Genomic DNA, 23969 nt, shown 5'->3' on the forward strand with positions numbered 1-23969 from the left:
GCGACGCCTGATAAAGATCAACTCGTGCCTGGCCATTGCGCTCAGTCTTGAATGACCCCCTAGCGGTTTCTTCAAGCTCCAGTGCCGAGGTGAACCATGTCGCAAACTCCGCGTTTACTCTTGATCGCGCCCCAGCAGATGCAGCGCACGCCGGCGTTCGAACGCACGGAGCAACTGGCCCTGGCCATGCAATTGCCGGTGCATATCGTCGCCCTGGATCATCTGCAGGCCCTGACGCTGGCCGGGCTGTTCGAGAGCCGTGAGGCCGAGCAGTTGCAGGCGGCCTATCTGGAACAGCACGGGCAATGGCTGGAGCTGCAGGCGCAAGGCATGCGCGAGCGTGGCCTGTCGGTGACCTGCGAAGCGCGCTGGGCCAGCCAGCCGTATCAAGAGATCCAGCTGTTCGCCAACGAGATGCCCCTGGCCCTGATCATCAAGGACGCCCATGCCGAGTCGGCGATGCGGCGGATCTTCTATACCCCGCTGGACTGGCAGTTGCTGCGCGATTGCGTGCTGCCGGTGCATCTGGTGACCGAGGCCCGGCACCCACGGCCACGCCGAGTGCTGGCCATCATCGACGTGCTGCGCAGCGAAGTGCAGGACTTGCAGTTCAACGATCAGATCGTCGACGCGGCGGTGAAACTGGCCGAGCAATGCGGCGCCGAGCTGGACCTGCTGCATGTGTATGACTGGGTGGCCGTCTATGCCAAAGACACCGGAGCCGGCGCGCTGTCCCTGGCCAGTGGTTTGTATGAAGCCCTGGGCGCGGCGCAACACGATGTCTATCGCGCTCTGGCGGAGCGCCACGGCGTGCCCCCGCAACGCAGCCACTTCATCGAGGGCATGCCGCTGCAGCAAATCTGTCGTTTCGCCGAGGAGCACCAGAGCGATGTGATCGTCATGGGCACCACCCAGCACCGCGGCCTGCACAAGCGCCTGGGCAGCACCGCCGAACATCTGCTGTTGCAGGCACCCTGCAGTATCTGGGCGGTCAAGCCGCCGCGTGACCCCTTGCCATGAGCCGCACCAGGCCACGCCGGTGCCACACCGGCGTGGCACCGCCGGTCACAGGAGCAAACGATGCACCACCTGATGGGCGTCGTCAGGGTCGGTGTGGGTGGTGAAACCCAGGTGCGCGGCCAACTCGCGCATGGCCTGGTTGTTCACGCTGTCCACCGAATACATCTGCACAAACCCATGCTGGCGGGCGGCGCGGATCAGATGGGTCATCAGCAATGACCCCAGACCCAGATGCTGCCATTGATCGGCCACGGTGACGGCGCATTCGCATTCATCGTGGGACGTGGCGGCATAGCGGCTGACACCGATCTCGATCAACTGGCCCTGTTCATGCACCAGGGCGATGTAGGCCAGACGCTGCTTGCCGTCGACATCCATCAACTGCTCGAGCATGGCGGCGTCGGGCTCCTTGATCTGCGCCAGAAAGCGCATGTGTCGCGATTGCGGGGACAGGCGCTTGATGAAGTTGTACTCGCGCTCGCGGTCTTTCTCGGCCAAGGGCCGTATCAGCACGTGGCGGCCGTCGTTAAGCGCCTCGATCCAGTGCAGGCCGGTCACGGTGCCGTAGGCAGCGGCGGCCTGATCGTTGTGTTCCTTGATGCTGAACATGGGGCGATCCTCTGGGGACGATGAAGGTGGGCCCGCGACCCGCGGCCGCGTGCTGACTATCCTTTACCCCTGTTGCCCGGGGCAGGATCTGATCTGGATCAGATGCGGCCCACCGCCGCGGATATTGACTGCCGGCGCGGGCTTAACCCGAGGCTTTGTGACTTTTGTCAAATCGGCGGCCCGAGCGGCGCGCATCATCGGCGCATCGGCTCGGGACTCCCGGGCCGTTGTCCAGTGCGCCGCCCGGGAGGTGCTCATGTCCACACTGCAACGCGTGTTGTTGATCGCCCCCACGGCGCTGTCCCGCACGCCGGCTTTCGACCGGGCCAGTGCCCTGGCCCGGGCCATGGGCGCCAGCCTGCACATCGTCGCCTTCGACTTCATCGAAGTGCTGGAGGTCGCCGGGCTGTTCGATCACCAGGCCATGGCCCAGGCCCGGGAAGGCTACCTGCAGGTGCATCGGCAGTGGCTGGAGCAACAGGCTCGCTTCGAACGGGCCAATGGCCTGCGGGTGACCACCGAAGTGTTGTGGGCCAAGGCCCGGCTGCAGGACATCCTCGATTATGTGACCGACTACCACCCGGACCTGGTGATCAAGGACGCCCAGCCAGTACCGGCCCTGCGGCGGATTTTCTACAAGCCCCTGGACTGGTTGCTGCTGCGCGAGCTGCGCCAGCCGTTGCACCTGGTGACGGACTGTCGGCACCCCTTGCCGTTGAAGGTATTGGCCGCCCTGGACCTGTCCCATCTGGAATACCTGACCCAGGGCCTGAACCAACGCATTCTCGAGATGTGCGCGACCCTGGCCAAACACTGCGGTGCCCGGGTGCACTTGCTGAATGTGGTGGATTGGGCCACTGAGAACGCCACCGGCCTGCCGATCTACAGTCCTGACACCAACATCAGCTTGCGCGATGCGGTGAATGATGCGCAGCAGGAAGCGTTCGAGACCCTGGCCGAGCGCTACGCCATTGCCCCTGAGCACTGCTATCGCCTGGAGGGTGTGCCGCATCAGGTCATCGCACGCTTTGCCGCCGACAACGATTTCGACCTGATGGTCCTCGGGCGCGCACATCGCCGGGGCTTGCAACGCTTCATCGGCTCCAGCGCCGAGCAACTGCTGTATCACACACCCTGCAGCCTGATGCTGGTGGAGCCCCAGGAGTGAGGTGCGGCCATGCCCCGCAACCTCGCCCGACACGAAGGAGATGGAGATGCGCCTGAGCTTTCTCGGTGCCGCCGGCACCGTCACCGGCAGCAAATACCTGTTGCAGCATGAGGACCGGCATGTGCTGGTGGACTGCGGGCTGTTCCAGGGCTACAAGCAGCTGCGCCAGCACAACTGGGAAGCCTTCGGCCTGCCGCTGCGCGAGCTGGACGCCATCGTGCTGACCCATGCTCACTTGGATCACAGCGGCTACCTGCCGCTGCTGGTGCGCAATGGCTATCGCGGGCCGGTGTATGCCACGGCGGCCACCTGCGAGCTGGCCAGGATTCTGCTGCGCGACAGTGCGCGCCTGCAGGAAGAGGAGGCGGCTTATGCCAACCGCCATGGCTTCTCCAAGCACTCTCCGGCATTGCCGCTGTACACCGAGCGCGATGCCGAGCAGGCCCTGAAACTCCTGCATCCGCTGCAATTGCACCACCGGGTGGAAGTGCTGCCGGGGCTGCACATCCAGTTGCGCGGCGCCGGGCACATTCTCGGCGCCGCCACGGTCCAGGTCGACGCCGCGGGCATGAGCCTGGTGTTTTCCGGTGACCTGGGCCGCATGCAGGACCCGCTGATGTTCGCCCCCGAAAGCATCGAGCAAGCCGATTATCTGCTGGTGGAGTCGACCTACGGCGACCGCCTGCATCCCCGGGACGACCCCGAGCAGCAACTGGCCGATGTCATCAACCGCACCGCCGAGCGTGGCGGCATCACCCTGGTGCCGTCCTTTGCCGTGGGGCGCGCGCAACTGCTGATGTACCACCTGTATCGCCTGCGCCAGCGCCAGGCGATTCCCGACCTGCCGATCTACCTCAACAGCCCTATGGCCACCGACACCACCCATCTGTACCAGCGCTTTCGCAGCGACCATCGACTGTCCCGGGAGGAGTGCGAAGGCATGTGCCATGTGGCGCACATCGTGCGCAGCACCCAGGAGTCCATGGCCCTGGACCAGCTCAAGAGCCCGGCGGTGATCATTGCCGCCAGTGGCATGGCCACCGGTGGCCGGGTGCTCTACCACCTCAAGGTGCTGGCGCCTGATCCGGCCAACAGCCTGCTGTTTCCCGGGTTTCAGGCCGGCGGCACCCGCGGCGCGCAGATCATCGCCGGCGCCGAGTCGGTGCGCATTCATGGCCGGGAGGTGCCGATCCGCGCCGAAGTCACGGCCATGCAGAACCTCTCGGCCCATGCCGATGCCGACGAGATCATGCAATGGCTGCGAGGCTTCAAGCGCCCGCCGAAACACACGTATGTGGTCCACGGCGAGGCCAACGCCGCCGACACCTTGCGTCGGCGCATCAGCCTGGAACTGGGCTGGTCGGTGTCGGTGCCGGAATACCGGGACAGCGTGGAGTTGCAGCCTGGCCCGGCGACCTAGTCCCTGGCCGCGTTCTGGCAACCCGCGACCCGCTGCTTCAGGCCCTCCAGATCGAGGATCTCCACCTGCTTGCCGTTGATGGTCACCAGGCCCTGGTCCCGCAGATGGGCTATGCCCCGACAAACGGTTTCCAGGCGCAGCCCCAGGTAGGAGCCGATTTCCTCGCGGCGCATGCGCAGGATAAAGGCCCGCGACGAATAGCCCCGCAGGCTCAGGCGCTGGGACAGATTGAGCAGGAATGCCGCCAGGCGCTCGTCGGAGTTCATGTTGCCCATCAGCAGCAACATGCCGTGATCACGCACGATCTCCCGGCTGAGGATCTTGTTCAGGTTGTGCTGCAGCGAAGGCAGGGCCTGGGACAAGTGCTCCAGCTGGGCAAAGGGAATCGGGCAGACCTCGCAATCCTCCAGGGCAAAGGCGCTGCAGGCATGCTGGTTGGTGCTGATGGCATCCAGCCCGAGAATCTCGCCGGCCATCTGGAACCCGGTGACCTGCTCGCGGCCATCCACCGACAGCACGCAGGTCTTGAAGAACCCCAGGCGCACGGCGTACAGCGAATGCAAGGGGTCGCCGGCGTGATACAGCGCATGGCCTTTCTTCACCTTCAACCGTTGCAGGATCAAGGTGTCCAGGCACTCCACTTCCTGGTGGCTGAGGCCGATGGGCAGGCACAACTCCTGCACGCTGCAACTTGAGCAGGCGGTCTTGAGGTGCTGTACCTGAATCGGGCGTGCTTCGAATGGCGGCATGGGGGGCTCTCGACGGTTGAGCCGGCTCGGCAAGGGAGGAGGGCAAGCCTGACGATTAACTGTAGACCGATGCGATCGGTGCTGCTTGATGTCAATCGGAGGTCATGAACGAAGAAGTGGCAATGGGCCATAAAGTCATTAAAGTGAGCGTCCCCCACCCTCGTTCAAGGATTGACGATGCGCCCAACCGGATTCTGGACCCGCTGCCAAACCGCCGTATTGACCAGCTGCCTGCTCGGCCTGCCGCTGGCCGTTCTCAGCCCTGAGACTCAGGCAGCGGAGCCTGATTTCATCACCCTGGTGATCGAGAACGAAGGCGACTATCCCATCACGTTCGAGCCGCCGTTCCACGTCGATTCTTCGGATTTCGAGCGCAAATACCCGGTAAGCGTGCCCAAATACGCCACCGCCAAGGGCTTGGAGTCCGGTCCCGTGGTGATCGGCGCGCGCCAGCAGGGCATGCTGGTGATGGCCTTGAGCAAGCCGATGTTCAACATCCTCGATATCTTCAGCAAGGACTGGGGGTTCAACCTCAAGTTCTGCCAGGAACGTGGGGCCTGTGACGAGGCCCGGCTCAGCGGCACCATCCGCTCCACCACCAGCTTCAACTGGAACCAGTCGAACAACTTCAGCCAAGCCCAAGTCAGCGATATGACCAACGACGAGCTGGAGGCCTATGCCAAGACCAAGGCCATGATCTCGGGCATTCTGACCACCCTGGGCAGCGTACTCGGCCTGCCGATCGGTGCGGGCGGCATGATCGGTGGCCTACCGGATGCGCAGAACTTCAAGGTGACCCTGAAGCAGCAATGCAATGCACGCTTCTCGATGAACCTGGAGCCCTCGCTGGCACAGAACGGCGATTTTCTCGTCGACTTGCGGGTCAACCGCGTGCTGCCCAGCGACATGACCAACTTCAACGGTTTTGTCATCGACGACAGCGCTGTGGTCGGCAAGGGGTTGCGCCTGGTGGAAAACAACTGCCGCGATGGCCGGCAAGCCCAGTGCCTGATCAGATTCAACGGCGGCACCGACATCAAGAACCTCAACACCACCGAGTTCTCCGTCACCGATCGCGCCGGTTGTATGGCCGGCGACAAGCTGGCCTATTCCCAGGGTGCGTTCATGCTCAGCAACAAGGTCGGCTTCCCGGTGCGCTACACCCTGTTCATCAAGGACCGCATGGTCGACAACGGCGAAGTCTGGCCCGACCAGAACAAGGACCTGCGCCAGTTGGTGGGTCAAGTCATGGCCACCGTTGGCGACCAGGAATGCCCGCAGGCCCAGGACCCCTGGATGGGTGGGCGGCGCATGGGTGTCTGCCCGTTGCGCCTGGAAGTCCAGGGTGACGGTGGCCCGGGGCTCAAGGGCAGCCTGCGTTGCAGCCTGTCCATGCGCCAGGGCACCGTGGGCGACCCCAATGCCGACTACATGAACCTCTACAGCCTGACCGGTTGCACCCCGGCCATGCCGGCGTCCATCAGTCCGGTGGCCGGTTTCTACCAGATGGACGTCAAGCGTCTGGTGCCCCTCAGTGGCATGCACAAAATGATTTCCATCGAGCTGATCAAGCCGCAGCAGTAAGGACGTAAGCAGATGTCAGCCACACAGGCTTTTTCCGCCCCGGGCGGGCACGACGCGGCGCTGACCCGACGCGACGACGACCTTCTGGACCGCTGGCCGGTGGCCAAGCTGGTCTATCGCATGATCACCGCGACGCCCTTGGGCTGGTCGGCGCGGATCGGCCTCTATGGTCAGTGGGGCAGCGGCAAGACCAGCGTGCTGAATTTTCTGCAGCTCATAGCCGAGGAGAAGGACGACATCGTAGTGCGGCTTCCCGCGTGGCGCACCACCGGGGAGCAGGAGTTCATCGTCCAGTTCTATCTGGCGCTGGCGGATACACTGCAACGTTCAGGTGTTGGCGAACCCTTCAAGCACTGGACCAAGCGTCAGTCGAAAAAGATCGCCGAGATCCTGGAAAAAGCCGCCAATAAAACCGCTGACCTCAAACTGCCCGAGTCGGCCAGCTACAGCGAAATCGTAACCTTGGCCGCCGGCGCGGCAGGGCTGGTCTTCGAGAAACTGAGCGAAATACTGCAGCTGGAAAAAAGCGACCTGGATGCCCTGCGCAAGCAACTGGGCGATAGACGCATCATTGTTTTTGTCGACGACCTCGACCGTGCCGATCCCCGGATGCTCCCGACGACCCTGTTGACGCTGCGCGAGCTCCTGGACTGGCCGGGATTCGTCTTTGTCCTGGCCTTCGACAAGGACGTGGTGGGCAAGGCACTTCGCTCCTATTCCGAAGCCTTCGGCGAGTCGGCCCTGCACTTTCTGGACAAGATCATCGATGTACCGGTGACCCTGCCCGAGCCAAGCCCGAAGCAGGTGCAGCGAATGGTCGCCAGGAACCTGAAATACTGCTGCCCATTCCTGCCGGACACGGCCATCGCGCAGACCGCCGAGTGGTTTCCCACCAATCCGCGCCAGGCCAAACGCATCTGCCGCAGCTTGTCGGTGTTTGGCGCGGCGGCTGATCGACATGCCGATGGGCAACTGGACTGGCGCGGAATCATCCTGCAAACCCTCTTGCGTGAGACCGAACCCAAGGTGGCCCAGGTGGTTGAAGAGCACCTGCTGGGTTTCCACTCGGCCTTCAGAGCTAACATGTTCGGCAATGCCAATACCAAGGAACAGGAGCAGCACAAGCAAGTAGCGCTCAACGCCGCACAATCTCCCAAGGATGAGATTAAGAACAAGCGCCTGCTGAAGTTGATCGAAGAGCTGGGTCATGCCAGAAGCAAACTGTCTCTGGCAAACATTCACTATGAGATGAGCCTGGCGGTCCGCGAAGTGGAGTTCACCATTCCCGAGTTTTCCCGGTTGGTGAAATCCTGGGGTGAATTCCAGAACGTCCAGACCCTCAACGACTTCATTCGTGATGCGGCCAGTCGTAGCGATGAAGGTGAGGTTGCCGTGGCCAGGGCGATGCTCAACATGGCGAATTTCCAGTATGGCGAGCAGTTGGGCAGAACCGCCTCGTTCTACTCACGGGAAGCCTTTGAGCGAGCGTTGAGCCGTGCCGGTGAGCTGCTGGGGTTGATCGAGTTCTGTTACACGGCCGATCTTCAGGGCGCCATATTCAAGGCACGCAGCGAATATGACGTGTGTATCGGCTTTATCAGGAGCTTTTATGGGAGTGTCTCAAAGGACGGCAGCCAACCGGAAAGAGCACTTCGTGAACGCGAGCTGCGATTGGCGGCGATCATTGCCGCTCAGTGCGATGATCCACAGCGCCTGTATCTGGATGCCGAGCCTATACAGGGCACGCTGCGTGTTCCTGCCTTGGAAGTTGCCCGAGCATATGAGCACTATGTGGATGCGTTGCGGACGGTGCTCGCGCCGCCTCTGATACACAGTGCCATCCAGGTGTTCGTCTTGCCCAATGGCGTAGCGAATGCACTGGGCCAGGATGATGCGCGACTAAAGTGGGTACTGACTGAAGAGCGCTCACCCCTGTATACCCAGGCCAGTAAAGACTTGGGATGCGCAGCCTTGAAGGAACTGATCGGCAGCACCCAGGAGCTGGGCGCCAGGGAAATACTGGCGAAGAACGCCTTGTCCTACCTTGGTGCGTTTACTGATCGATGGGAGTCTTCCTCTACCTGTGCAGAGCAGGCCACGCGCTACCTGGAATATATCCAGCTGGCTTGGCAAGCCCTCTGCCAGCTGGAGCCGACCATCCAGACCCGGGTGTATCTGAAGAAGTTGAAGTCGCAGCTTGAAAAGCAGGTGGCAAGCCCGGGGTTGCTTGACACTCCCGACTGGTGGAGTGGCAAGCCCGATGACATCGAGCACGAACTGCGAGGCATTTGACTCCGCGCGGCCTCCGCTCAATAGCGCGAGAGGCCATTGCCCCGGGTTTCGTTGACGTGCCTTGGCCCTGGGCGCAGGGGGCTTGGTGCACTCACCCCGGCGGCAGCAACCGCAACGGGTCCACCGGTACGCCATTGGCGCGGATCTCGAAGTACAACTGGGCGCGGTCGGTGTCCTGGGACCCGGCCTCGGCAATCTTCTGGCCCTTGATCACCATCTGGCCTTCCTTGACCACCAAGCGGCTGTTGTAGGCGTAGGTGCTGGTGTAGGAGGGGCCGTGCTGGAGGATCATCAGGTTGCCGTAGCCGCGCATGTAACCGGCGAACGCCACTTTTCCGCCCAGGGTGGCGTGGATGGGCTGGCCCTGGGTGGTGGCGATGCGGATGCCCTGGTTGAGCTTGCCGGTGGGGGAGAAACGGCCGATCAGCACCCCGCGCAGCGGCCAACTCCAGCCTTGCAGGGTGACCTTGGGCATGGGCGGGGCGGGCGGTGCGGCCTTGACCTTGCTCTTGCTGGCGGTGCTGCGCGACTTGCTGCTGACTACGCGGGTGGTCCTGGTCGCGCCGCCAACTCGCAGTACCTGGCCGACTTCCACGGTGTAGGGCGCCTTGAGGCCGTTGAGCCGCGCCACTTCCTTCCAGTTGGTGCCATTGCGGCTGGCGATCGAATACAGCGTGTCGCCACGCTTGACCCGGTATTCACCAGCCTTGAGCGGCCCAGTGCCGCCAGGGCTGGAGGAATTGGAGCTGCAGGCCGATACCGCCAGCAGCAGTGCAATCAATAGAAGTCTTACCAACACGCGGCAACCATTAAGTCCTGACCAAGTCCTGTAGCCCAAGCCGCCTGTAGCGCGCCGGGCAAGCCGGCAACTATACCCGTTTGCCGGACAACCGGCGCGTAATAGACAGTGTTCGGTGCCGTTAAATTCCATCAGGACTCAGGGCGTGGCGGAATTCCCGGGCCGCCTCGGGCGGGCTATTGCCGTCGATAGACTGCCGCACTCCAGTAGCGACTGCCGTCGCTGTGCTGGCGTTTCCAGCCGGCCGCGGCCAACTGCTTGCCGATCAGGCGGTTCATCCAGCCATGACCGAGCAACAGCACCGGCTGTTGCCCGGCCAGGGACTGCAATCGATGGGCGGCGACAGCGGCGCGCTGGCGGGCCGCAGCGGCCGATTCGACCTGCCTTGAGTAACCGCACACCCAGAGGATTCTCAGGATCGCGGCCCAGGTAAAGGGCGACAGGCGTGGTCGTCTCCAGCGTGCGTAGGGCAGTTGCGCCTCGCCAAACACCGGGTCCACCAGGGTTGGCTCCCTCCTGAGCGCCTGGACGGACGCCAGGGCCCGCGGAGCGTTGCTGGAGACAATCACCCCAGCGCTGGCGGCCAGTTGCAGGCTGGAGGGCGGGGCCGGTTGCCCGCCGATGTCGGAACGTTCGTAGTCCTGTATCCAGCCCTGCATGTCGAGGGCGGAAACTTTCCGGGTGGCGATACCTTGGGGCTGACCGTGACGCATGAGAATGATGGTGTTGTTCAACGGCTTTCTACGTCCTTGTTGGTGCTGCTTGAGGAGGCGGGGGCAGCCTGGGCGATCCAGCCGTGATCCCGGTACCAGGCCAGGGTATCGCCAATGGTGCGTTCCAGGGAGCGAAAACTCAGCTCGAGTTCCTGTTCGCTCTTGCTGGGGTCGAAGTGGCTGCGGTCCGCTTCCCGAAGCATCAGGCGCACGGTCGCCAGGCTCAGCAACACCGGCTTGCCGGTCAGGCGCGCATAGACCTCCTGCACGGCGGCCAGGGTATAGAGCAAGGGCACCGGCAGCGGGCGTGTCGGCGTGGCGACCCCGGCGATACGCCCGATGATGGGCACCAACTGGGCCATGGTCATGTGCCGGCCCGCCGCCAGGTAGCGTTGGCAGCGGCGTCCGTAGCGGGCAGCGGCAATCTGCGCCAGGGCCACATCCCGGGCGTCGACCAGGGAGAAGCTGCCGGGAACCAGTCCCGGCAGGCGGCCGCGCACCACGTCCATGAGCAATTGCCCGGCGGAGGTCGGCCCGATATCGCCAGGGCCCCACATCCAGCCGGGCAGGACCATGCACCCCTGCATCTGTGGATGGCTGTCGAGAAAGGCCAGCAGGACGCGATCGGCGAGGATCTTGCTGCGGTAGTAGTGGTCCGCGCCTGCCGGGTCGCGCAGGCAGGTTTCATCGATCAGGCTGCCGGGCGCGCCGTTGAGCACGGCAATCGACGAGGTCTGCACGACGCGGCGGATGCCGGCGCCGTAGGCCCGCTCCAGCAAGTGCTGCGTGCCCAGGACGTTGATCTTGTGCAACTGCTCCCAGTGGCTGCCGCCCTTGTAATTGTCGCGAAAGAACGCTGCGGCATGAAACAGCGTGTCGCAGCCCTGCAACGCGGCGGCGAACCCGTCGACATCGGCCAGGTCGCCGACCACCAGTTCCAGGCCGTGCAGGGGACCGAACTGTTGTTCGCCCTTGGCCCTGGAACGCACCAGGGCCTTGACCTTGCAGCCTCGGGCCAGCAGCTCGCGTACCAGGTTGTTGCCCAGCAGGCCGGTGGCACCGGTGACAAAGGTGCAGTGCATTTCAGGGCAATAGCCGCTATCGGTGTCTGTGGGTACAGGGTGTTCGGGGGCGTTGCTCATTCAATCCGTTCCATGGGGAGGCGAGGGCGCTAGATATACCTTGGACGAGACCCTGGAAAAATGGCGAGTCCTGCATAATGGCTTTGCGAATTTGCACAGCTGACGGCAGGGAGTAGCACTTTGGAAGCCAATTGGGATGATCTGCGCCTGTTGCTGGCGGTCTGGCGACGGGGCAGCTTGCTACAGGCCGGGCAGTTGCTGCAGGTGGCGCCGTCGACGGTGTCCCGGCGCTTGAGCCAGCTGGAGGCGGCCCTGGGCGAGCCGTTGCTGGAGCGGGGCGTCGAAGGCTGCTGGTTGACCCCTCGGGGCCAGGCGCTGGTGGACGTGGCCCTGGCGGCGGAGGCCGGGCTCAGGCGACAGCGGGCCCTGGGCAACCCGCCGCGACAGAGCGAACTGCAGGGCAGCATCCTGGTCAGCGCCGGGGAGGGGTTTGCCTCCAGTGTGCTCGAGGCGGCCCGGCGCCTGACATCGGTCCACCCTGGATGCTCGGTGGAATTGCAGGTCAGTGCCGAGTTTCACAAGCTGGCTCGCGGTGTGACGGATATCGCCGTGCGAACCGCGCATCTGGGAGAGCCGTCGCTGATCTATCGAGCCCTGGGCAAGCTTGAATACGGGGTGTTCGCCAGCCCGGAGCTGCTGCGCCGCTGCCCGGGCATCACCCCGGCCACCGCCCCCACCATCGGCCTGCTGCCGCCCCTGGACAACCTGCCGCCGATGCGCACGGCCAAGGCCGCAGGCCTTGACGGCAAGCAGATCCGGGTCAACTCGTTCAGTGCGCAGGTCGAGGCGGTGCGTCAGGGGATGGGGGTTGCGGTGATGCCGCGGATTTTGGCCGGGGATCTGCTGGAGGTGTTTGCGCCCATGACATTTGCGCCGCTGGAGGTCTACCTGGTGACCCGGCCGCAAGCCTTGAAGCAGCCGCACATCAAGCAGTTTTTCGCGGTGCTGGAGCAGGTGCTGGGTGAGCGGCTGTCGGCTGCTGCAACCGGCGCAACCGCTTAGGGTTGCGCCGGCCCGGCACTCAATGCGGTGCGCGGGGGATGGTCTTGAGCAGGTCTTCGGGGCTGATGTGGCCGACGACGGCTTCGGCGGCGGCGCTGCCGGGCAGCGGCAGGTCGAGGATGTGGCCCTTGATCTTGCCCACCACGTGCATCTCGCAGGGCTTGCAATCGAACTTCAGGGTCAGCACTTCGTCACCGTGCACCAGTTGCATCGGCGCCACCTTGGTGCGCACCCCGGTCACGCCCTTGGCCTGCTTGGGGCACAGGTTGAAGGAGAAGCGCAGGCAGTGCTTGGTGATCATCACCGGCACGTCGCCGTGCTCTTCGTGGGCCTCGAACGCGGCGTCGATCAGTTGCACGCCGTGACGGTGGTAGAAGTCCCGGGCCTTCTGGTTGTAGACGTTGGCCAGGAACGACAGGTGCGACTCCGGGTACACCGGCGGCGGGTTGCTTTCGGCCTTGCGCGTGCCCCGTGGATGAGCCGCGACGCGGGCCGTGTCCAGCGCTTCGATGACTTCCCGGCGCAGGGCCTTGAGCTGGGAATTGGGGATGAAGTACGCCTGGGGCGCATCCAGCTTGATGTTCGTGGCGTGGTAGAGGGTGGTGCCCAGTTGCCCCAGCAGGTCCTGCAGTTGCCCGAGGGCCTGCTCCGGTTTGTTGGCCACGCCGAACGGACCGTCCAGGGCGACGCTGGCGCTGATGCCTTCTTCGCTGGTGGCAGTCAGTTGCAGGCGTTCTTCCCGCAGGGTGGCCAGCCAGGACAGGCCAATGCGCCGCTCGGCGGAGGTACGGGTCAGGGCCTGTTGCCAGTTGTGATCGAGGTTGCGGCTCAGCGGATGGTTGGGCCGCAGGCGCTGCAGGGCTTCGGGCATCTCGTTGGGCTCGACCCGATAGCGGTAACGTTTCTCACCGTCTTCTTCGAACTCGCCGCGGGCTTCAGCGATGTTGGCGCGAAAACCCACCACCTCGCGCTTGACCAGCAGGTTGAGGCCGTCGCCGTTGGACAGCGGCTCGAAGGTCACCACTTGCAGGTCGCGCTTGCCGACTTTTTCCACGCTGCCCACTGGCAGGCCGGTAAAGGTCGGCGAGTCGAAGGCGCCGATGTCGATCTTGCGCTCGCTGACGAAGTAGTCGGTGCTGCCACGGTGGAAGGTCTTGTCCGGATCGGGGACGAAGAAGTGCGCGGTGCGGCCGCTGGAGGCGCGGGCCAGGTCCGGACGGTCTTCGAGGACGTCGTCCAGGCGCTGGCGGTAGTAGGCCGTGATGTTCTTCACATAGGCCATGTCCTTGTAGCGCCCCTCGATCTTGAACGAGCGCACGCCGGCTTCCACCAGGGCGCGGATGTTGGCGCTCTGGTTGTTGTCCTTCATCGACAGCAGGTGCTTCTCGTAGGCGATCACGCCGCCGTGCTCGTCTTTGAGGGTGTAGGGCAGGCGGCAGGCCTGGGAGCAGTCGCCGCGGTTGGCGCTGCGACCGGTCTGGGCGTGGGAGATATTGCACTGGCCGGAAAAGGCCACGCACAAGGCGCCGTGAATGAAGAACTCGATGGCCGCGTCGGTTTCGGCGGCGATGGCGCTGATTTCTTTCAGGTTCAGTTCACGGGCCAGCACCAGTTGGGAGAAACCGGCCTGGTCGAGGAACCGGGCCCGCTCCAGGGTGCGGATATCGGTCTGGGTGCTGGCATGCAGCTCGATGGGCGGAATATCCAGCTCCATCACCCCCAGATCCTGGACGATCAACGCATCGACACCCGCGTCGTACAACTGATGGATCAGCTGGCGTGCCGGCTCCAGTTCGTTGTCGTGGAGGATGGTGTTGAGGGTGGTGAACACCCGGGCGTGATAGCGGCGGGCGAACTCCACCAACTGGGCGATCTCGCCCACCTCGTTGCTGGCGTTGTGACGGGCGCCGAAGCTCGGGCCACCGATGTACACCGCGTCGGCGCCGTGCAGGATGGCTTCGCGGGCGATGGCCACGTCGCGGGCAGGGCTGAGCAGTTCCAGGTGATGTTTGGGCAAGGACATGTTTTTTTAGTCAGGCTTATCAGGGTCAAGGCGCGCATTGTAGCGGCGAAACGCGTGCCCGGCATCCGTATGCTGCCCGGTGGCGGCCACGCGTTGCGCGCAGCCGCCGGTTACAGCCGTTGCGTCAGGCCTTGGCGGCCATGGCGGTGACTTCCACGCGCATGCCTTCCACCGCCAGAGCGGCCACGCCAACGGCGGCGCGCACCGGCCAGGGCTTGGCGAAGAAACGCTGGTAGACCTCGTTGAACGCGGCGCGGTCGGCCATGTCGGTGAGGTAGATGGTCAAGTGCATGACCCGATCCATGGAACTGCCGGCCCGTTCCAGGGCCACTTTCAGCGCCTGCAGGGTGCATTCGCTCTGCAGGGTGATGTCCCCCAGTTCCAGGCTGCCGTCGGCACGGGTCGGGATCTGGGTGGAAACCAGGATGCCGTTGAACGCGGCGACGTCGGAGGAGATGGAGTCCGCGTCCGGGTCGGGGGTGAAGATGAGGTCTGGGTTGGCCATGGGGGTCTCTTGTTCGAGGGAAAACGGTTCGCAAGGATGAGTGGGTGCCGATTGAAGTTCAAGTTGTGAGGGTCTTTTTCCGGTCCTCCTCCCATGCATCGTCCAGGTCACGCTTGCAGGCTCAGGCGCCTGTGCAAATCGCGGGCCCGTTGCGCGTCGGCTGCGGGAGCGCTTTTGAGCATGACACTGAGCTTGTCGTCAGCGAACTTCATTCCCGGCTACCGGCCTGGAACAGTTGCAGGAAGCCTTGCAGGGTGTTGTCGACGAAGCGCTGGTCGGAGGTGCCGGCGGGAAAGTGCAGGACGCCATGGATCACCAGCGACGCCAGGCCGTGGGTATAGGACCAGCCGGCGAGGGCGGCCCGACGGACCTCGGGTTGTTCGATGTCCAGTTCGAGGATCTCGGCAATGATCCGTCGTAGCTCGCCAAAGGCTTGGTTGCGGGCATCGAGTAAGAGGGGCGGCATCTCGCCAGTGGCGAACTCGGGGCCGAACATCAGTTGGTACAGCGCCGGGTTGGCGCGGGCAAAACTGAAGTAGGCCAGGCAGGCATCGCGCAACTTGTGCTGACCGCTCTGGGTACTGTCCCGGGGCAACACCTGGGCCAATTCGTGAAAGCCTTGAGCGGCCAAGTGGCCAATGAGCTCCGCGCGATTGGCGTAATGGTGATAGGCCGCCGTGGCACTGACCCCGACCCGTTCGGACACAGCGCGCAGCGACAGCTTGGTCGGGCCGACTTCCTCAAGCATGTCCCGGGCCGCATCGAGCAGTTGCGGTGCCAGATTGCCCACGTGGTAGGAATCCCGTGAGCGCGAGGAGTGCTTGGTCATGTTTGGAAGGCCCCGAATGGCGTCGACGGAAAGGCAAAAAAAACGCCGAAATCTTATCATGAGCCATAATCTTGACGGCGCTAAGATTGGCTCGTAGCCTGGGCGCCACAACAACAAGACCGCTTAAGGAAGCCCCCTATGTCAGAACTGAAACTGCAACCCCAGGCCGCTGTATCCTTGCAACGCTGGCACGCCATGGTCGCCGGGCAAGACCTGCACGACTTGCCCGGACTGCTGGACCCCAAGGTGGTGTTTCGTTCGCCCATGGCCCATACCGCCTACCCGGGAGCCCAGGTCGTGGCGACCATCCTTGGCACGGTGCTCAATGTCTTCGAGGATTTTGCCTATCACCGCGAGCTGGCCACCGCCGATGGCCTGAGCGTGGTGCTGGAGTTCAGTGCCCGGGTCGGCGACAAACAGGTCAAGGGGATCGACATGATCCGCTTTGACGAGGGCGGCAAGATTGTCGAATTCGAGGTCATGGTGCGGCCCATGAGTGGGCTGCAGGCCCTGGGAGAGGAAATGGGCAAGCGTTTGTCCGCCTACCTCGCCGCCAGCAAGGGAGCGCCGTCGGCACCCTGAGAAGCCGGGTTATTCGAGGTTTCACCGGCGGCCGGGCTCAACCAGGTCGCCACCACCCGCCGATCCAGCTCTTCCCAGTCCGCCATTCCCAGCACCCGAGTGGTGTTCAGGCCGCGCAAATAGCCGCGCAGTTGGTAGGCAACCGCCTGCAATGCCTGCGGTTCTGCGCTGTCGTCGCGCAATACGCTTTCATACTCGATCAGGTAGTCGGCCACCCGCTCGCGAAATTCGGGCAGGACGGCATCGCGGATAAGGTCAAAAGTTCGCACGCAAGAATCCTTTTTAGTTGTAGTTGGACTGCCGGGCAGTCTGCCGGAGGGCAACTATTGGTTCAAGTGATAGTGACAATCAAAAAACAGCTATTTTGTCGGACGCGTCAACCGTGGAAAATCGCCGCCCTCGATAGCGCCCGCAGGGTTCAACCCGTGGCGCCCTGTACCGCGTTCTTGACTCCAGGATTTGTCCGATGCGCCTTTTACCCCTGTTTGCCATGACTTCTGCCGTTCTCGTGCTGGCCGGCTGTGCCTCCGCGCCGAACGACCCGAGCCTGGTCATGCAGACCCGCAAAACACCCGCCCAGTACGCCGATTGCGTGATCCCCAAGCTGCAGAGCAACGACCAGACCGCCACCGTTTCGCAGTCGCAGCGCGGCTACCGGATCGTGGTCACCAGCAAGGTGGTGGCGGACAACGTACTGGAAGCCTACAAGGCCCCCAATGGCGGCAAGGTGTTCCTCTATGAGCGGCATCTGCTGGCCTCCAGCTTTGCCCCGTCCCATTTCGAAAAGGCCGCGCAAGACTGCCTGTAGCCTGCCCAGGGCTCATGGCTGCCTGGCGCGGGCGCTGCGGCGACAGCGTTCGGAACACCAGCGCACCTCATCCCAGCAACGCGCCCAGCGCTTGCGCCAGGTAAAGGGCCGGCCGCAGGCGGCGCAGTCCTTGCGCGGCAGTTCGGACTTCTTCACAGGGCCTCTCCAGCGTCCAGGCGCGCCAGTAACTCCTCGCCCCGTTGCCAGATGGCGTCCCGGCGCGGGGCGTCCATGCGCTGCAGGTTGCGATAGGTCAGCGCCAGGCGCGGATTGGCGCTCAGTTGCTCCTGGTGGCGCATCAGGAAATGCCAGTACAGGGCATTGAACGGGCAGGCATCGCTGCCGGTGGCCTGGTCCACCCGGTAACGGCAGCCGCCGCAGTAGTCGGACATCCGCTGGATATAACGACCGCTGGCGCAATAGGGCTTGGAGCCCAGGTAGCCGCCGTCGGCGTGCATCACCATGCCCAGGGTATTGGGCAGTTCGACCCAGTCGAAGGCATCCAGGTAGACCGCCAGGTACCAGTCGCAGATGGCCTTGGGGGCGATGCCGGCCAGCAGGGCAAAATTGCCGGTGACCATCAGCCGCTGGATATGGTGGGCGTAACCCAGTTCCAGGGTCTGGCCGATGGCCTGGGACATGCAGCGCATGTCGGTGGCGCCGCTCCAGTAGAACTCCGGCAGGGCCCGGGTATTGCCCAGGCCGTTGAGCTCGGCGTATTCCGGCATGCGCAGCCAGTAGATGCCGCGTACATATTCACGCCAGCCGATCAGTTGGCGGATGAAACCCTCCGCGGCATTCAGTGCCACCCGGTTCTCGCGGTAGGCACGCTCGACATCGGCGCAGAGCTGGCGCACATCCAGCAGGCCGATGTTCAGCGCGGCGCTGATCCGCGCATGAAACAGAAAGGGCTCGCCCTCGGCCATGGCGTCCTGGTAATCGCCGAACGCGGCCAGGGAAAAGTCGAGGAAGTGCTGCCACAGCTCCTGCGCCTGCTCGTGGGTCACCGGATAGTCGAAGCGCGCCAGGTCACCGTAGTGATCGCTGAAGCGCTGGCCCACCAGTTGGAGTACCTCGCGGGTAATGGCGTCGTGGCCGAAGCGCGCCGCAAAGGGCCCGCGCAAGCCCCGGGGCAGGGCCTTGCGGTTGTCGGCATCGAGGTTCCAGGTGCCACCGCAGGGGCGCCCGTCGGGCTCCAGCAGCAGGCCGCTTTGCCTGCGCATCTCGCGGTAGAAATATTCCATGCGCAACGACGTCCGCCCGGCCGCCCAATCACGGAACGCTTCGCGCGAACACAGGAACCGCCGATCCACATGAACGGTCAGGGGCAGGCCGGCATCGCGCAGGGCCTGTTCCAGTCGCCATTCTCCGCACTCGGTGACATGCAGTTGAGCCGCGCCGAGGGCCGTCTGCCAGCGCCGCAACTCGCCAGGAAGGCTGCCGCTGTTGTCAGGGTCGTCCAGCTTGACGTAAATCACCCGCCAGCCTTGCTCGCGCAAGCGCTCGGCAAAGTGGCGCATGGCGCTGAAGATCAGCAGGATTTTCTGTGGATGATGCCGGACATACCGCGCTTCGCTGTCGACTTCGGCCATCAGCAGTGTGTCGTGGGCCGGGTCCAGGACCTTGAGCAACTCCAGGTCGAACGACAACTGGTCGCCCAGCACCAGCCCCAGTCGGCCGCCAGTACCGGCGCTTACCATGGCAGACGCTCGCCGTCGTAGGCAAAGAACTGGCCGCTGTCGGCCGCACTCAGGCGGTCGATCAGCGTCAGCAGCTCCCAGGCCGCCACGCTGGCCGGCCGCGCCGCCGCGGAGCCGCGAAACGGTTGCGACAGCTGCGACACCACCGTGCCGGGATGCAGGCTGAGCAGGCGGGCCCCGGGCCGGGTTCGCGCCAGTTCGATGGCCGCGGTTTTAACCAGCATGTTCAGCGCGGCCTTGGAGGCGCGATAGGCGTACCAGCCGCCCAAGCGGTTGTCGCTGATGCTGCCGACCTTGGCCGACAGCAGCGCCATCGCGCCCTGGGGCGCCAGCAAGGGCAGAAAGTGCCGCAGGACCAGGGCCGGGCCCACGGCATTGACCTGGAACACGGCCTTGAGCGCCTGGTCTTCAAGGGCGGCGTAGGTTTTTTCCGGTTTGATGTCGGCGCGATGCAGCAGCCCGGCGGCATGCACAATCAGCTGGTAGGGCGCCTCATCCGCCAATTCGGCGGCGGCCCGGGCAATGCTGTCGGGCTGTTCAAGGTCGAGCGCGGGAAGCGTGCCGCGGGACAGGGCGCGCACCCCGGCGCAGCGCGGGTCCTCTTCGAGCCACTGGCAAAAGGCCGAGCCCAGCGCGCCGCTGGCGCCAATCACCAGAGCACGATAGCCCGCACCCAGGGACTGCATGTTCAAGGTAGTGCTCATTGTGTTTTACCCACCGATTGACGTGGCAGCGAGCCTGACTCCCTGCTCGCACTGTCAAAATCCATGAGTAATAGTTGTACATAAAATTTGATTTTGTACAGGATTTTTGCAGCGATTGCGGCTAAAAAGTCTTCAGGGTGAAGCCGCTGCCGGCTTCGGCAATGGAAGGAGAGGGCAATGTGGGGTTTTTGCTTGATGCTTGGCCTGGTATTGGTCGTGGCGCTGTTCCTTTGCCTGCGCCGGCGCTGGCCGAGGGTGCGGCGACCGATGCGCAAGGCCAGTGCCTGTCTGGGCGGCGAAGAGCAGCAGCCGCTCGATTAGGTTGTACGTGTGCGATTGTGCTGTACAGCTTTGCTCTATGGCTGTGCTGATCATGATTCGCCCGCCGGCACAGGAGTCCGGCGGGCGGAGCGCTCCATCAAGCAGCAACCCCCAGCCAAGGCAGCGCCAGGTACAGCTTGATCACGATGGCGTTGCTGATGTCGATAAAAAATGCCCCCACCATCGGCACCACCAGGAATGCCATCGGCGATGGCCCGTAGCGCTGGGTCACCGCCTGCATATTGGCAATGGCCGTCGGCGTCGCGCCTAGCCCGAAACCGCAATGGCCGGCAGCCAGGACCGCAGCGTCATAGTTGCGGCCCATGACGCGGAAGGTGACGAAGATCGCAAACAGCGCCATCACCAGGGTCTGCACGGCCAGCAGAATCAGGATGGGCAGGGCCAGGCTGGCCAGATCCCACAGCCGCAGCGACATCAAGGCAATCGCCAGGAACAGCGAGAGGCTCACGTTGCCCAGCAGCGACACTTCCTGATCGAAGACCTGATGCCAGCCCAGCGCCGACAGGCCATTGCGCAATACCACCCCGACGAACAGCACGCAGACGAAGGTCGGCAGTTCCAGCGCCGTGCCCTGGATCAAGCCGCTGAGAAAACTCCCGGCCTGGAGGCTGATGGCAACCAGGGCCAGGGTCTCGATGAAACTCAGCGCGGTGATCTGCCGCTCCTTGTAGGGCTGCTCATAGCCTCTGGGCAAGCGCGGTTCGCCTTGTACGGCCCCAGGGGTTTGCACCCGCTTGACCAGCAGGCGGGCGACCGGACCGCCGATCAAGCCCCCCAGCACCAGGCCGAAGGTGGCCGAGGCCATGGCGATTTCGGGGGCCGAGGCCAGGCCATATTGCTCCTTGAACACTGCGCCCCAGGCTCCACCCGTGCCGTGACCGCCGGACAGTGTCACAGAGCCGGTCAACAGCCCCATCAAGGGATCAAGCCCCAGCGCCTTGGCCAGACCGATGCCCATGGCGTTCTGTACCAGCAGAAAACCGGTCACCAGCAGCAGGAATACCGTCAGGTTGCGCCCACCTTTTTTCAGGCTGGCAAAGTCTGCGCTCAGGCCAATGGTGGCAAAGAAGGCCAGCATCAAGGGCGCCTGGAGCGAGGTATCAATGCTGACTTCCATGTCCCCCATACCCCGCAGCAGCAGAAGCAGCAAGGCCACCACCAAGCCTCCGGCCACAGGTTCGGGAATATTGTAGGCACGCAAGAAACCGACTCGGGTGACAAGGCCACGCCCCAGTAACAGCACCAACGATGCGGCCACCAGGGTTCCATAGAAGTCCAGTTGGACCATTCGCACACTCCTCAGTCTGGGTTTCTGGACGCACTGTCAGCCAGTCGCGCCAGCGGCTAGGGTTGAGAGGCCTCAACCTGATTGATTGCGGGCTGGACGGCGGTTACTGGCTTGCGACCTGCACGGATAGCCACGCACATTGCCTGGCGCCGATCAATCAAGTCGGGCCGTTGGATAAGGCTGTTGCACGCAGCGGCAGGCGCATTGAGTGGTCGCGCCGCGGCCGGTAGTCGGTCCGGTGTTCTGCGTGGGAGGTTTTCAAGCCATTGATTCACGCCTGCACTTTGCGCCCGCAATGGCGGGCTGATTGCATTGCGCTGGCGTTAAGAGCGGATTAACAGAGGCCCCGGCGTGCGTGGAAAGCGGTTTTTTAAGAAATGTCTGATCAGGGGCGAGATCAGGCGAGGGCGCATTCCCGAGCAGGATCGATTTGAACTACTGGTTTTGCAGGCACTCCACGGCAGAAGGAACAAGATTTCTTCGTCCAGACGTGTCGCCACCAGGGACAAACCATGAAGTCCGTCGATGATTTCCGGCTTGAGGCGTACAAGCTGCTACTTGAGCTGGATGCTGCAACGACGAGCATGATGATGCTGGTTTCCGCACGACAGACCTGCGGGCCGGAGTGGGAGAACGCAACCCGCAGGCATCAACAGGCTTTTGAGGCCTGGACGCTGTTTCTCAGCAGCCAGGCCCCGGAGCCCTCTTTGTAGGGACAGGGCCGCATGCAATAGCGCTTCTATACGCGGCTATAGGGTGTACCATGGAATTCTTCTCACTCACTATCAGCCAGCCATGTCCACGCTAAGCGAAGAGAGCCGCCAGTTCGTAGCTTCTCTGGCGCGAAGTGTTGGCCCGGAGGCTGACGTTGCAAGCATCGCTCAGGCGATTGTCTCAACCTTGCAGCGCATGAGCCTCGCCCTTACGCCGATTATCGGTGAGCAGGGAGTTGCCGCTCTTTACTGCCGCAGCCTTCATCTGTGCATCTCGGCGCAACCGCGCCTGGCCGGCCTCTATGACGGGCTACAGGCCGAATTGAACCTGACGGCCCTCAAGTCGGTACTCATAGAGCAAAGCCCGGCCGAGGCCCTGTTTTTCGGTGAAGTGATGCTCACCACCTTCTATGAACTGCTGACCACGCTGATTGGTCCCTCGCTCACTGCACGCTTGCTGAGTGGCGTGTGGGAGCCTTTCTTGAGCGATCCCCCTTCGCAGGAACATGCGCCATGAGCAGCAAAGTCACGATCAATCGCTTGGCCACTGGCGTGCCAGGACTGGACGAGGTGCTGGGCGGAGGATTGCCGGAGTTTTCGTTCAATCTGATCGCCGGCCCGCCGGGCTGCGGCAAGACCACCCTGGCTCACCAGATGATGTTCGCCCTGGCGACGCCGCAGCGTCCGGCGCTGTTCTTTACGGTGCTCGGGGAGCCGCCGTTGAAGATGCTCCGCTATCAGCAACAGTTCGACTTTTTCGATAGCGCAGCGATCAACCAGTCGATTCACTACATCAACCTGGCCGACGACACCCAGGCCGGCGACCTGGATGAGGTACTGCGGCGCATCGTCAGTGAGGTCCAGGCTCACTCGCCGGGGTTGGTGTTCGTCGATTCCTTCCGTTCGGTGGTGCTGGCAAGCCAGACCCGGGACAACCCCAACAACAACCTGCCGCTGTTCGTCCAGCAGTTGGGCATGTTGATGACCACATGGCAGGCGACCACCTTCCTCATCGGTGAATACTTCAATGAAACCGACACCAACCCGGTGTTCACCGTTGCCGACGGCTTGATCTGGTTGCGTCAGAGCGTTCAGCGCAACTCCATGGTGCGCAAGATGGAAATCATGAAGATGCGCGGCCAGCCGACGCTGCCAGGACTGCACACTTTTCGCATCGCCACTTCGGGAGTCCGGGTCTTTGCACCGGCGGCCATCGGCACCGTTGAAACGCCACTGGAGTTCCCCATCAAGCGCCTGAAGATGGGCGTTGCGCGTCTTGACGACATGCTCGGTGGCGGCCTGCCGCAGGGGTATTCGCTGCTGGTGGCCGGACCGTCGGGCTCGGGCAAGAGCATTCTGGCGGCGACCTTCCTCGCCGAAGGCGCGCGCAACGGTGAAACCGGCGTGATTGCGGTGTTCGAGCAACGACCCAACCATTCGCAGAACCCCACCCTGGCCGCCCTGATCCACAGTGGCCAGGTTGGCCTGGTGGACAGCCGGGCCGCTGATTTGTCGATTGATGAAATAGTCCATCTGCTGTTGACCGAAATCACCCGGATCAAGGCGACCCGAGTGGTGGTGGATTCTCTGTCCGGCTTCGAGCTGGCCGTGGCGCCGACGTTTCGCGAGGATTTTCGCGAATCTCTGGCGCGGATGGTCAGCGCGCTGACCAGTGCCGGCATTACCGTGCTGCTGACCTCGGAGTTGGAAGATCGCTACACCGACCTGCGCTTCAGTCCCTACGGTACAGCGTTTCTCACCGATGCCATCATCGTCCAGCGCTACATCGAAGTGCAAAGCCGTTTGCAGCGCATCATGGCGGTGGTCAAGGTGCGGGCCAGCGCTCATTCCGATGAGCTGCGCCTGTACCACATCGATGATGACGGCTTGCAGATCGGCGAAATGCTGCCTGATCAGGAAGGCCTGCTCGGCGGTCGTCCCACTCGGCAGCACGTGGACAAAGGCGAGGTGTGAGTA

Annotated in this window: 25 protein-coding genes; 12 read left to right on the top strand and 13 right to left on the bottom strand. The window is 63.5% G+C overall.

What is annotated here, in order from left to right; translation table 11 throughout:
* The first annotated feature begins 96 nt into the window (after positions 1–96).
* Positions 97–1020, top strand: a complete 924-nt coding sequence (locus ACMGF8_RS20155) for a universal stress protein (RefSeq protein ID WP_102865086.1) — start codon at positions 97–99, stop codon at positions 1018–1020.
* Positions 1021–1065: 45 nt separating this feature from the next.
* Here the strand turns inward: ACMGF8_RS20155 and ACMGF8_RS20160 are convergent, their stop codons facing one another.
* A complete protein-coding gene (locus ACMGF8_RS20160) occupies positions 1066–1629 on the bottom strand; it encodes a GNAT family N-acetyltransferase (protein ID WP_102865085.1) in 564 nt (187 codons plus the stop codon).
* Positions 1630–1885: 256 nt separating this feature from the next.
* On the opposite strand from ACMGF8_RS20160, the gene ACMGF8_RS20165 reads away from it, so the two are divergent.
* Together ACMGF8_RS20165 and ACMGF8_RS20170 are read left to right on the top strand one after the other, a co-directional pair.
* Entirely contained in the window at positions 1886–2797 is a 912-nt protein-coding gene (locus ACMGF8_RS20165; RefSeq protein ID WP_102865084.1) for a universal stress protein, read from the top strand.
* A 46-nt stretch (positions 2798–2843) separates the two neighbouring features.
* Positions 2844–4217 carry an MBL fold metallo-hydrolase RNA specificity domain-containing protein gene (locus ACMGF8_RS20170; RefSeq protein WP_102865083.1) on the top strand — a complete coding sequence of 458 codons (1374 nt, stop codon included), beginning with the start codon at positions 2844–2846 and terminating at the stop codon, positions 4215–4217.
* Here the strand turns inward: ACMGF8_RS20170 and fnr are convergent.
* Entirely contained in the window at positions 4214–4966 is a 753-nt protein-coding gene (gene fnr, locus ACMGF8_RS20175; RefSeq protein WP_060843532.1) for a fumarate/nitrate reduction transcriptional regulator Fnr, read from the bottom strand. The two genes, ACMGF8_RS20170 and fnr, sit on opposite strands and share 4 nt — an antisense overlap.
* 177 nt (positions 4967–5143) lie before the next feature.
* Here fnr and ACMGF8_RS20180 point away from each other — a divergent pair, with 177 nt between their 5' ends.
* Positions 5144–6550, top strand: coding sequence for a hypothetical protein (locus tag ACMGF8_RS20180; RefSeq protein ID WP_102865082.1), 1407 nt, complete (start codon positions 5144–5146; stop codon positions 6548–6550).
* 99 nt (positions 6551–6649) lie between these two features.
* Complete coding sequence (locus ACMGF8_RS20185) at positions 6650–8842, top strand: KAP family P-loop NTPase fold protein (RefSeq protein ID WP_416757007.1); 2193 nt, start codon at positions 6650–6652, stop codon at positions 8840–8842.
* A 91-nt stretch (positions 8843–8933) separates the two neighbouring features.
* Here the strand turns inward: ACMGF8_RS20185 and ACMGF8_RS20190 are convergent, their stop codons facing one another.
* The 3 genes from ACMGF8_RS20190 to ACMGF8_RS20200 all read right to left on the bottom strand — a co-directional run bounded on the left by ACMGF8_RS20190 (position 8934) and on the right by ACMGF8_RS20200 (position 11436).
* A complete protein-coding gene (locus ACMGF8_RS20190; RefSeq protein WP_102879395.1) occupies positions 8934–9641 on the bottom strand; it encodes a peptidoglycan DD-metalloendopeptidase family protein in 708 nt (235 codons plus the stop codon).
* A gap of 176 nt (positions 9642–9817) precedes the next feature.
* Complete coding sequence (locus ACMGF8_RS20195) at positions 9818–10354, bottom strand: histidine phosphatase family protein (RefSeq protein ID WP_416760341.1); 537 nt, start codon at positions 10352–10354, stop codon at positions 9818–9820.
* 17 nt (positions 10355–10371) lie between these two features.
* Positions 10372–11436, bottom strand: a complete 1065-nt coding sequence (locus tag ACMGF8_RS20200; RefSeq protein ID WP_416760343.1) for an SDR family oxidoreductase — start codon at positions 11434–11436, stop codon at positions 10372–10374.
* 180 nt (positions 11437–11616) lie between these two features.
* Between ACMGF8_RS20200 and ACMGF8_RS20205 the strand changes: the two genes are divergently transcribed.
* Positions 11617–12498: a LysR family transcriptional regulator gene (locus tag ACMGF8_RS20205; protein ID WP_416757008.1), complete on the top strand. Its 882-nt coding sequence runs from the start codon at positions 11617–11619 to the stop codon at positions 12496–12498.
* Between the two features lie 19 nt (positions 12499–12517).
* On the opposite strand, the gene ACMGF8_RS20210 is transcribed toward ACMGF8_RS20205, so the two are convergent.
* The 3 genes from ACMGF8_RS20210 to ACMGF8_RS20220 form a co-directional block, all read right to left on the bottom strand.
* The gene (locus ACMGF8_RS20210; protein ID WP_250330253.1) at positions 12518–14521 is read right to left on the bottom strand and encodes a peptidase U32 family protein; all 2004 of its coding nucleotides are present in this window, start codon (positions 14519–14521) and stop codon (positions 12518–12520) included.
* A gap of 124 nt (positions 14522–14645) precedes the next feature.
* On the bottom strand, positions 14646–15026 hold the full coding sequence (locus ACMGF8_RS20215; protein WP_102865077.1) for a RidA family protein: 381 nt from the start codon (positions 15024–15026) through the stop codon (positions 14646–14648).
* 208 nt (positions 15027–15234) lie between these two features.
* Complete coding sequence (locus ACMGF8_RS20220) at positions 15235–15855, bottom strand: TetR/AcrR family transcriptional regulator (protein ID WP_102865076.1); 621 nt, start codon at positions 15853–15855, stop codon at positions 15235–15237.
* Positions 15856–15993: 138 nt separating this feature from the next.
* Between ACMGF8_RS20220 and ACMGF8_RS20225 the strand changes: the two genes are divergently transcribed.
* The gene (locus ACMGF8_RS20225; RefSeq protein WP_416757009.1) at positions 15994–16437 is read left to right on the top strand and encodes a nuclear transport factor 2 family protein; all 444 of its coding nucleotides are present in this window, start codon (positions 15994–15996) and stop codon (positions 16435–16437) included.
* Here ACMGF8_RS20225 and ACMGF8_RS20230 read toward each other — a convergent pair.
* On the bottom strand, positions 16398–16706 hold the full coding sequence (locus ACMGF8_RS20230; protein WP_416757010.1) for a hypothetical protein: 309 nt from the start codon (positions 16704–16706) through the stop codon (positions 16398–16400). The genes ACMGF8_RS20225 and ACMGF8_RS20230 overlap by 40 nt on opposite strands.
* Before the next feature lie 197 nt (positions 16707–16903).
* On the opposite strand from ACMGF8_RS20230, the gene ACMGF8_RS20235 reads away from it, so the two are divergent.
* Positions 16904–17245 carry a hypothetical protein gene (locus ACMGF8_RS20235; RefSeq protein WP_207815132.1) on the top strand — a complete coding sequence of 114 codons (342 nt, stop codon included), beginning with the start codon at positions 16904–16906 and terminating at the stop codon, positions 17243–17245.
* A gap of 12 nt (positions 17246–17257) precedes the next feature.
* Here the strand turns inward: ACMGF8_RS20235 and ACMGF8_RS20240 are convergent, their stop codons facing one another.
* The 3 genes from ACMGF8_RS20240 to ACMGF8_RS20250 are packed head-to-tail and all read right to left on the bottom strand — an operon-like array spanning position 17258 to position 19649.
* Positions 17258–17401, bottom strand: coding sequence for a DUF2256 domain-containing protein (locus ACMGF8_RS20240; protein ID WP_082729243.1), 144 nt, complete (start codon positions 17399–17401; stop codon positions 17258–17260).
* Positions 17398–18945 (bottom strand): cryptochrome/photolyase family protein, encoded by a 1548-nt coding sequence (locus tag ACMGF8_RS20245; RefSeq protein ID WP_115580013.1) that lies wholly within the window; start codon positions 18943–18945, stop codon positions 17398–17400. Before ACMGF8_RS20245 ends, ACMGF8_RS20240 begins: the two co-directional genes overlap by 4 nt.
* Complete coding sequence (locus tag ACMGF8_RS20250) at positions 18939–19649, bottom strand: SDR family oxidoreductase (RefSeq protein WP_102865071.1); 711 nt, start codon at positions 19647–19649, stop codon at positions 18939–18941. The genes ACMGF8_RS20245 and ACMGF8_RS20250 overlap by 7 nt, the downstream gene beginning before the upstream one ends.
* A 177-nt stretch (positions 19650–19826) precedes the next feature.
* On the opposite strand from ACMGF8_RS20250, the gene ACMGF8_RS20255 reads away from it, so the two are divergent.
* Positions 19827–19970 carry a hypothetical protein gene (locus ACMGF8_RS20255; RefSeq protein WP_162884047.1) on the top strand — a complete coding sequence of 48 codons (144 nt, stop codon included), beginning with the start codon at positions 19827–19829 and terminating at the stop codon, positions 19968–19970.
* Between the two features lie 97 nt (positions 19971–20067).
* Here the strand turns inward: ACMGF8_RS20255 and gltS are convergent, their stop codons facing one another.
* Positions 20068–21279, bottom strand: a complete 1212-nt coding sequence (gltS, locus tag ACMGF8_RS20260) for a sodium/glutamate symporter (protein ID WP_102865070.1) — start codon at positions 21277–21279, stop codon at positions 20068–20070.
* Positions 21280–21791: 512 nt separating this feature from the next.
* Here gltS and ACMGF8_RS20265 point away from each other — a divergent pair.
* The 3 genes from ACMGF8_RS20265 to ACMGF8_RS20275 all read left to right on the top strand — a co-directional run bounded on the left by ACMGF8_RS20265 (position 21792) and on the right by ACMGF8_RS20275 (position 23966).
* Entirely contained in the window at positions 21792–21992 is a 201-nt protein-coding gene (locus ACMGF8_RS20265) for a hypothetical protein (protein WP_102865069.1), read from the top strand.
* Between the two features lie 82 nt (positions 21993–22074).
* Entirely contained in the window at positions 22075–22509 is a 435-nt protein-coding gene (locus ACMGF8_RS20270; protein ID WP_240321997.1) for a hypothetical protein, read from the top strand.
* Positions 22506–23966 (top strand): ATPase domain-containing protein, encoded by a 1461-nt coding sequence (locus ACMGF8_RS20275; protein ID WP_207167898.1) that lies wholly within the window; start codon positions 22506–22508, stop codon positions 23964–23966. Before ACMGF8_RS20270 ends, ACMGF8_RS20275 begins: the two co-directional genes overlap by 4 nt.
* Positions 23967–23969: the final 3 nt, after the last annotated feature.

The sequence above is a fragment of the Pseudomonas sp. BNK-7 genome, assembly GCF_048072025.1.
In the GTDB taxonomy this organism is placed as follows: domain Bacteria; phylum Pseudomonadota; class Gammaproteobacteria; order Pseudomonadales; family Pseudomonadaceae; genus Aquipseudomonas; species Aquipseudomonas danubii.

Bases quoted from the DNA above. Each gene is read 5' to 3' on its own strand.
- ACMGF8_RS20155 (WP_102865086.1), top strand. From the start codon at position 97: ATGTCGCAAACTCCGCGTTTACTCTTGATCGCGCCCCAGCAGATGCAG.
- ACMGF8_RS20160 (WP_102865085.1), bottom strand. From the start codon at position 1,629: ATGTTCAGCATCAAGGAACACAACGATCAGGCCGCCGCTGCCTACGGC.
- ACMGF8_RS20165 (WP_102865084.1), top strand. From the start codon at position 1,886: ATGTCCACACTGCAACGCGTGTTGTTGATCGCCCCCACGGCGCTGTCC.
- ACMGF8_RS20170 (WP_102865083.1), top strand. From the start codon at position 2,844: ATGCGCCTGAGCTTTCTCGGTGCCGCCGGCACCGTCACCGGCAGCAAA.
- fnr (WP_060843532.1), bottom strand. From the start codon at position 4,966: ATGCCGCCATTCGAAGCACGCCCGATTCAGGTACAGCACCTCAAGACC.
- ACMGF8_RS20180 (WP_102865082.1), top strand. From the start codon at position 5,144: ATGCGCCCAACCGGATTCTGGACCCGCTGCCAAACCGCCGTATTGACC.
- ACMGF8_RS20195 (WP_416760341.1), bottom strand. From the start codon at position 10,354: ATGCGTCACGGTCAGCCCCAAGGTATCGCCACCCGGAAAGTTTCCGCC.
- ACMGF8_RS20200 (WP_416760343.1), bottom strand. From the start codon at position 11,436: ATGCACTGCACCTTTGTCACCGGTGCCACCGGCCTGCTGGGCAACAAC.
- ACMGF8_RS20210 (WP_250330253.1), bottom strand. From the start codon at position 14,521: ATGTCCTTGCCCAAACATCACCTGGAACTGCTCAGCCCTGCCCGCGAC.
- ACMGF8_RS20215 (WP_102865077.1), bottom strand. From the start codon at position 15,026: ATGGCCAACCCAGACCTCATCTTCACCCCCGACCCGGACGCGGACTCC.
- ACMGF8_RS20220 (WP_102865076.1), bottom strand. From the start codon at position 15,855: ATGACCAAGCACTCCTCGCGCTCACGGGATTCCTACCACGTGGGCAAT.
- ACMGF8_RS20225 (WP_416757009.1), top strand. From the start codon at position 15,994: ATGTCAGAACTGAAACTGCAACCCCAGGCCGCTGTATCCTTGCAACGC.
- ACMGF8_RS20235 (WP_207815132.1), top strand. From the start codon at position 16,904: ATGCGCCTTTTACCCCTGTTTGCCATGACTTCTGCCGTTCTCGTGCTG.
- ACMGF8_RS20245 (WP_115580013.1), bottom strand. From the start codon at position 18,945: ATGGTAAGCGCCGGTACTGGCGGCCGACTGGGGCTGGTGCTGGGCGAC.
- ACMGF8_RS20250 (WP_102865071.1), bottom strand. From the start codon at position 19,649: ATGAGCACTACCTTGAACATGCAGTCCCTGGGTGCGGGCTATCGTGCT.
- ACMGF8_RS20255 (WP_162884047.1), top strand. From the start codon at position 19,827: ATGTGGGGTTTTTGCTTGATGCTTGGCCTGGTATTGGTCGTGGCGCTG.
- gltS (WP_102865070.1), bottom strand. From the start codon at position 21,279: ATGGTCCAACTGGACTTCTATGGAACCCTGGTGGCCGCATCGTTGGTG.
- ACMGF8_RS20265 (WP_102865069.1), top strand. From the start codon at position 21,792: ATGAAGTCCGTCGATGATTTCCGGCTTGAGGCGTACAAGCTGCTACTT.
- ACMGF8_RS20270 (WP_240321997.1), top strand. From the start codon at position 22,075: ATGTCCACGCTAAGCGAAGAGAGCCGCCAGTTCGTAGCTTCTCTGGCG.
- ACMGF8_RS20275 (WP_207167898.1), top strand. From the start codon at position 22,506: ATGAGCAGCAAAGTCACGATCAATCGCTTGGCCACTGGCGTGCCAGGA.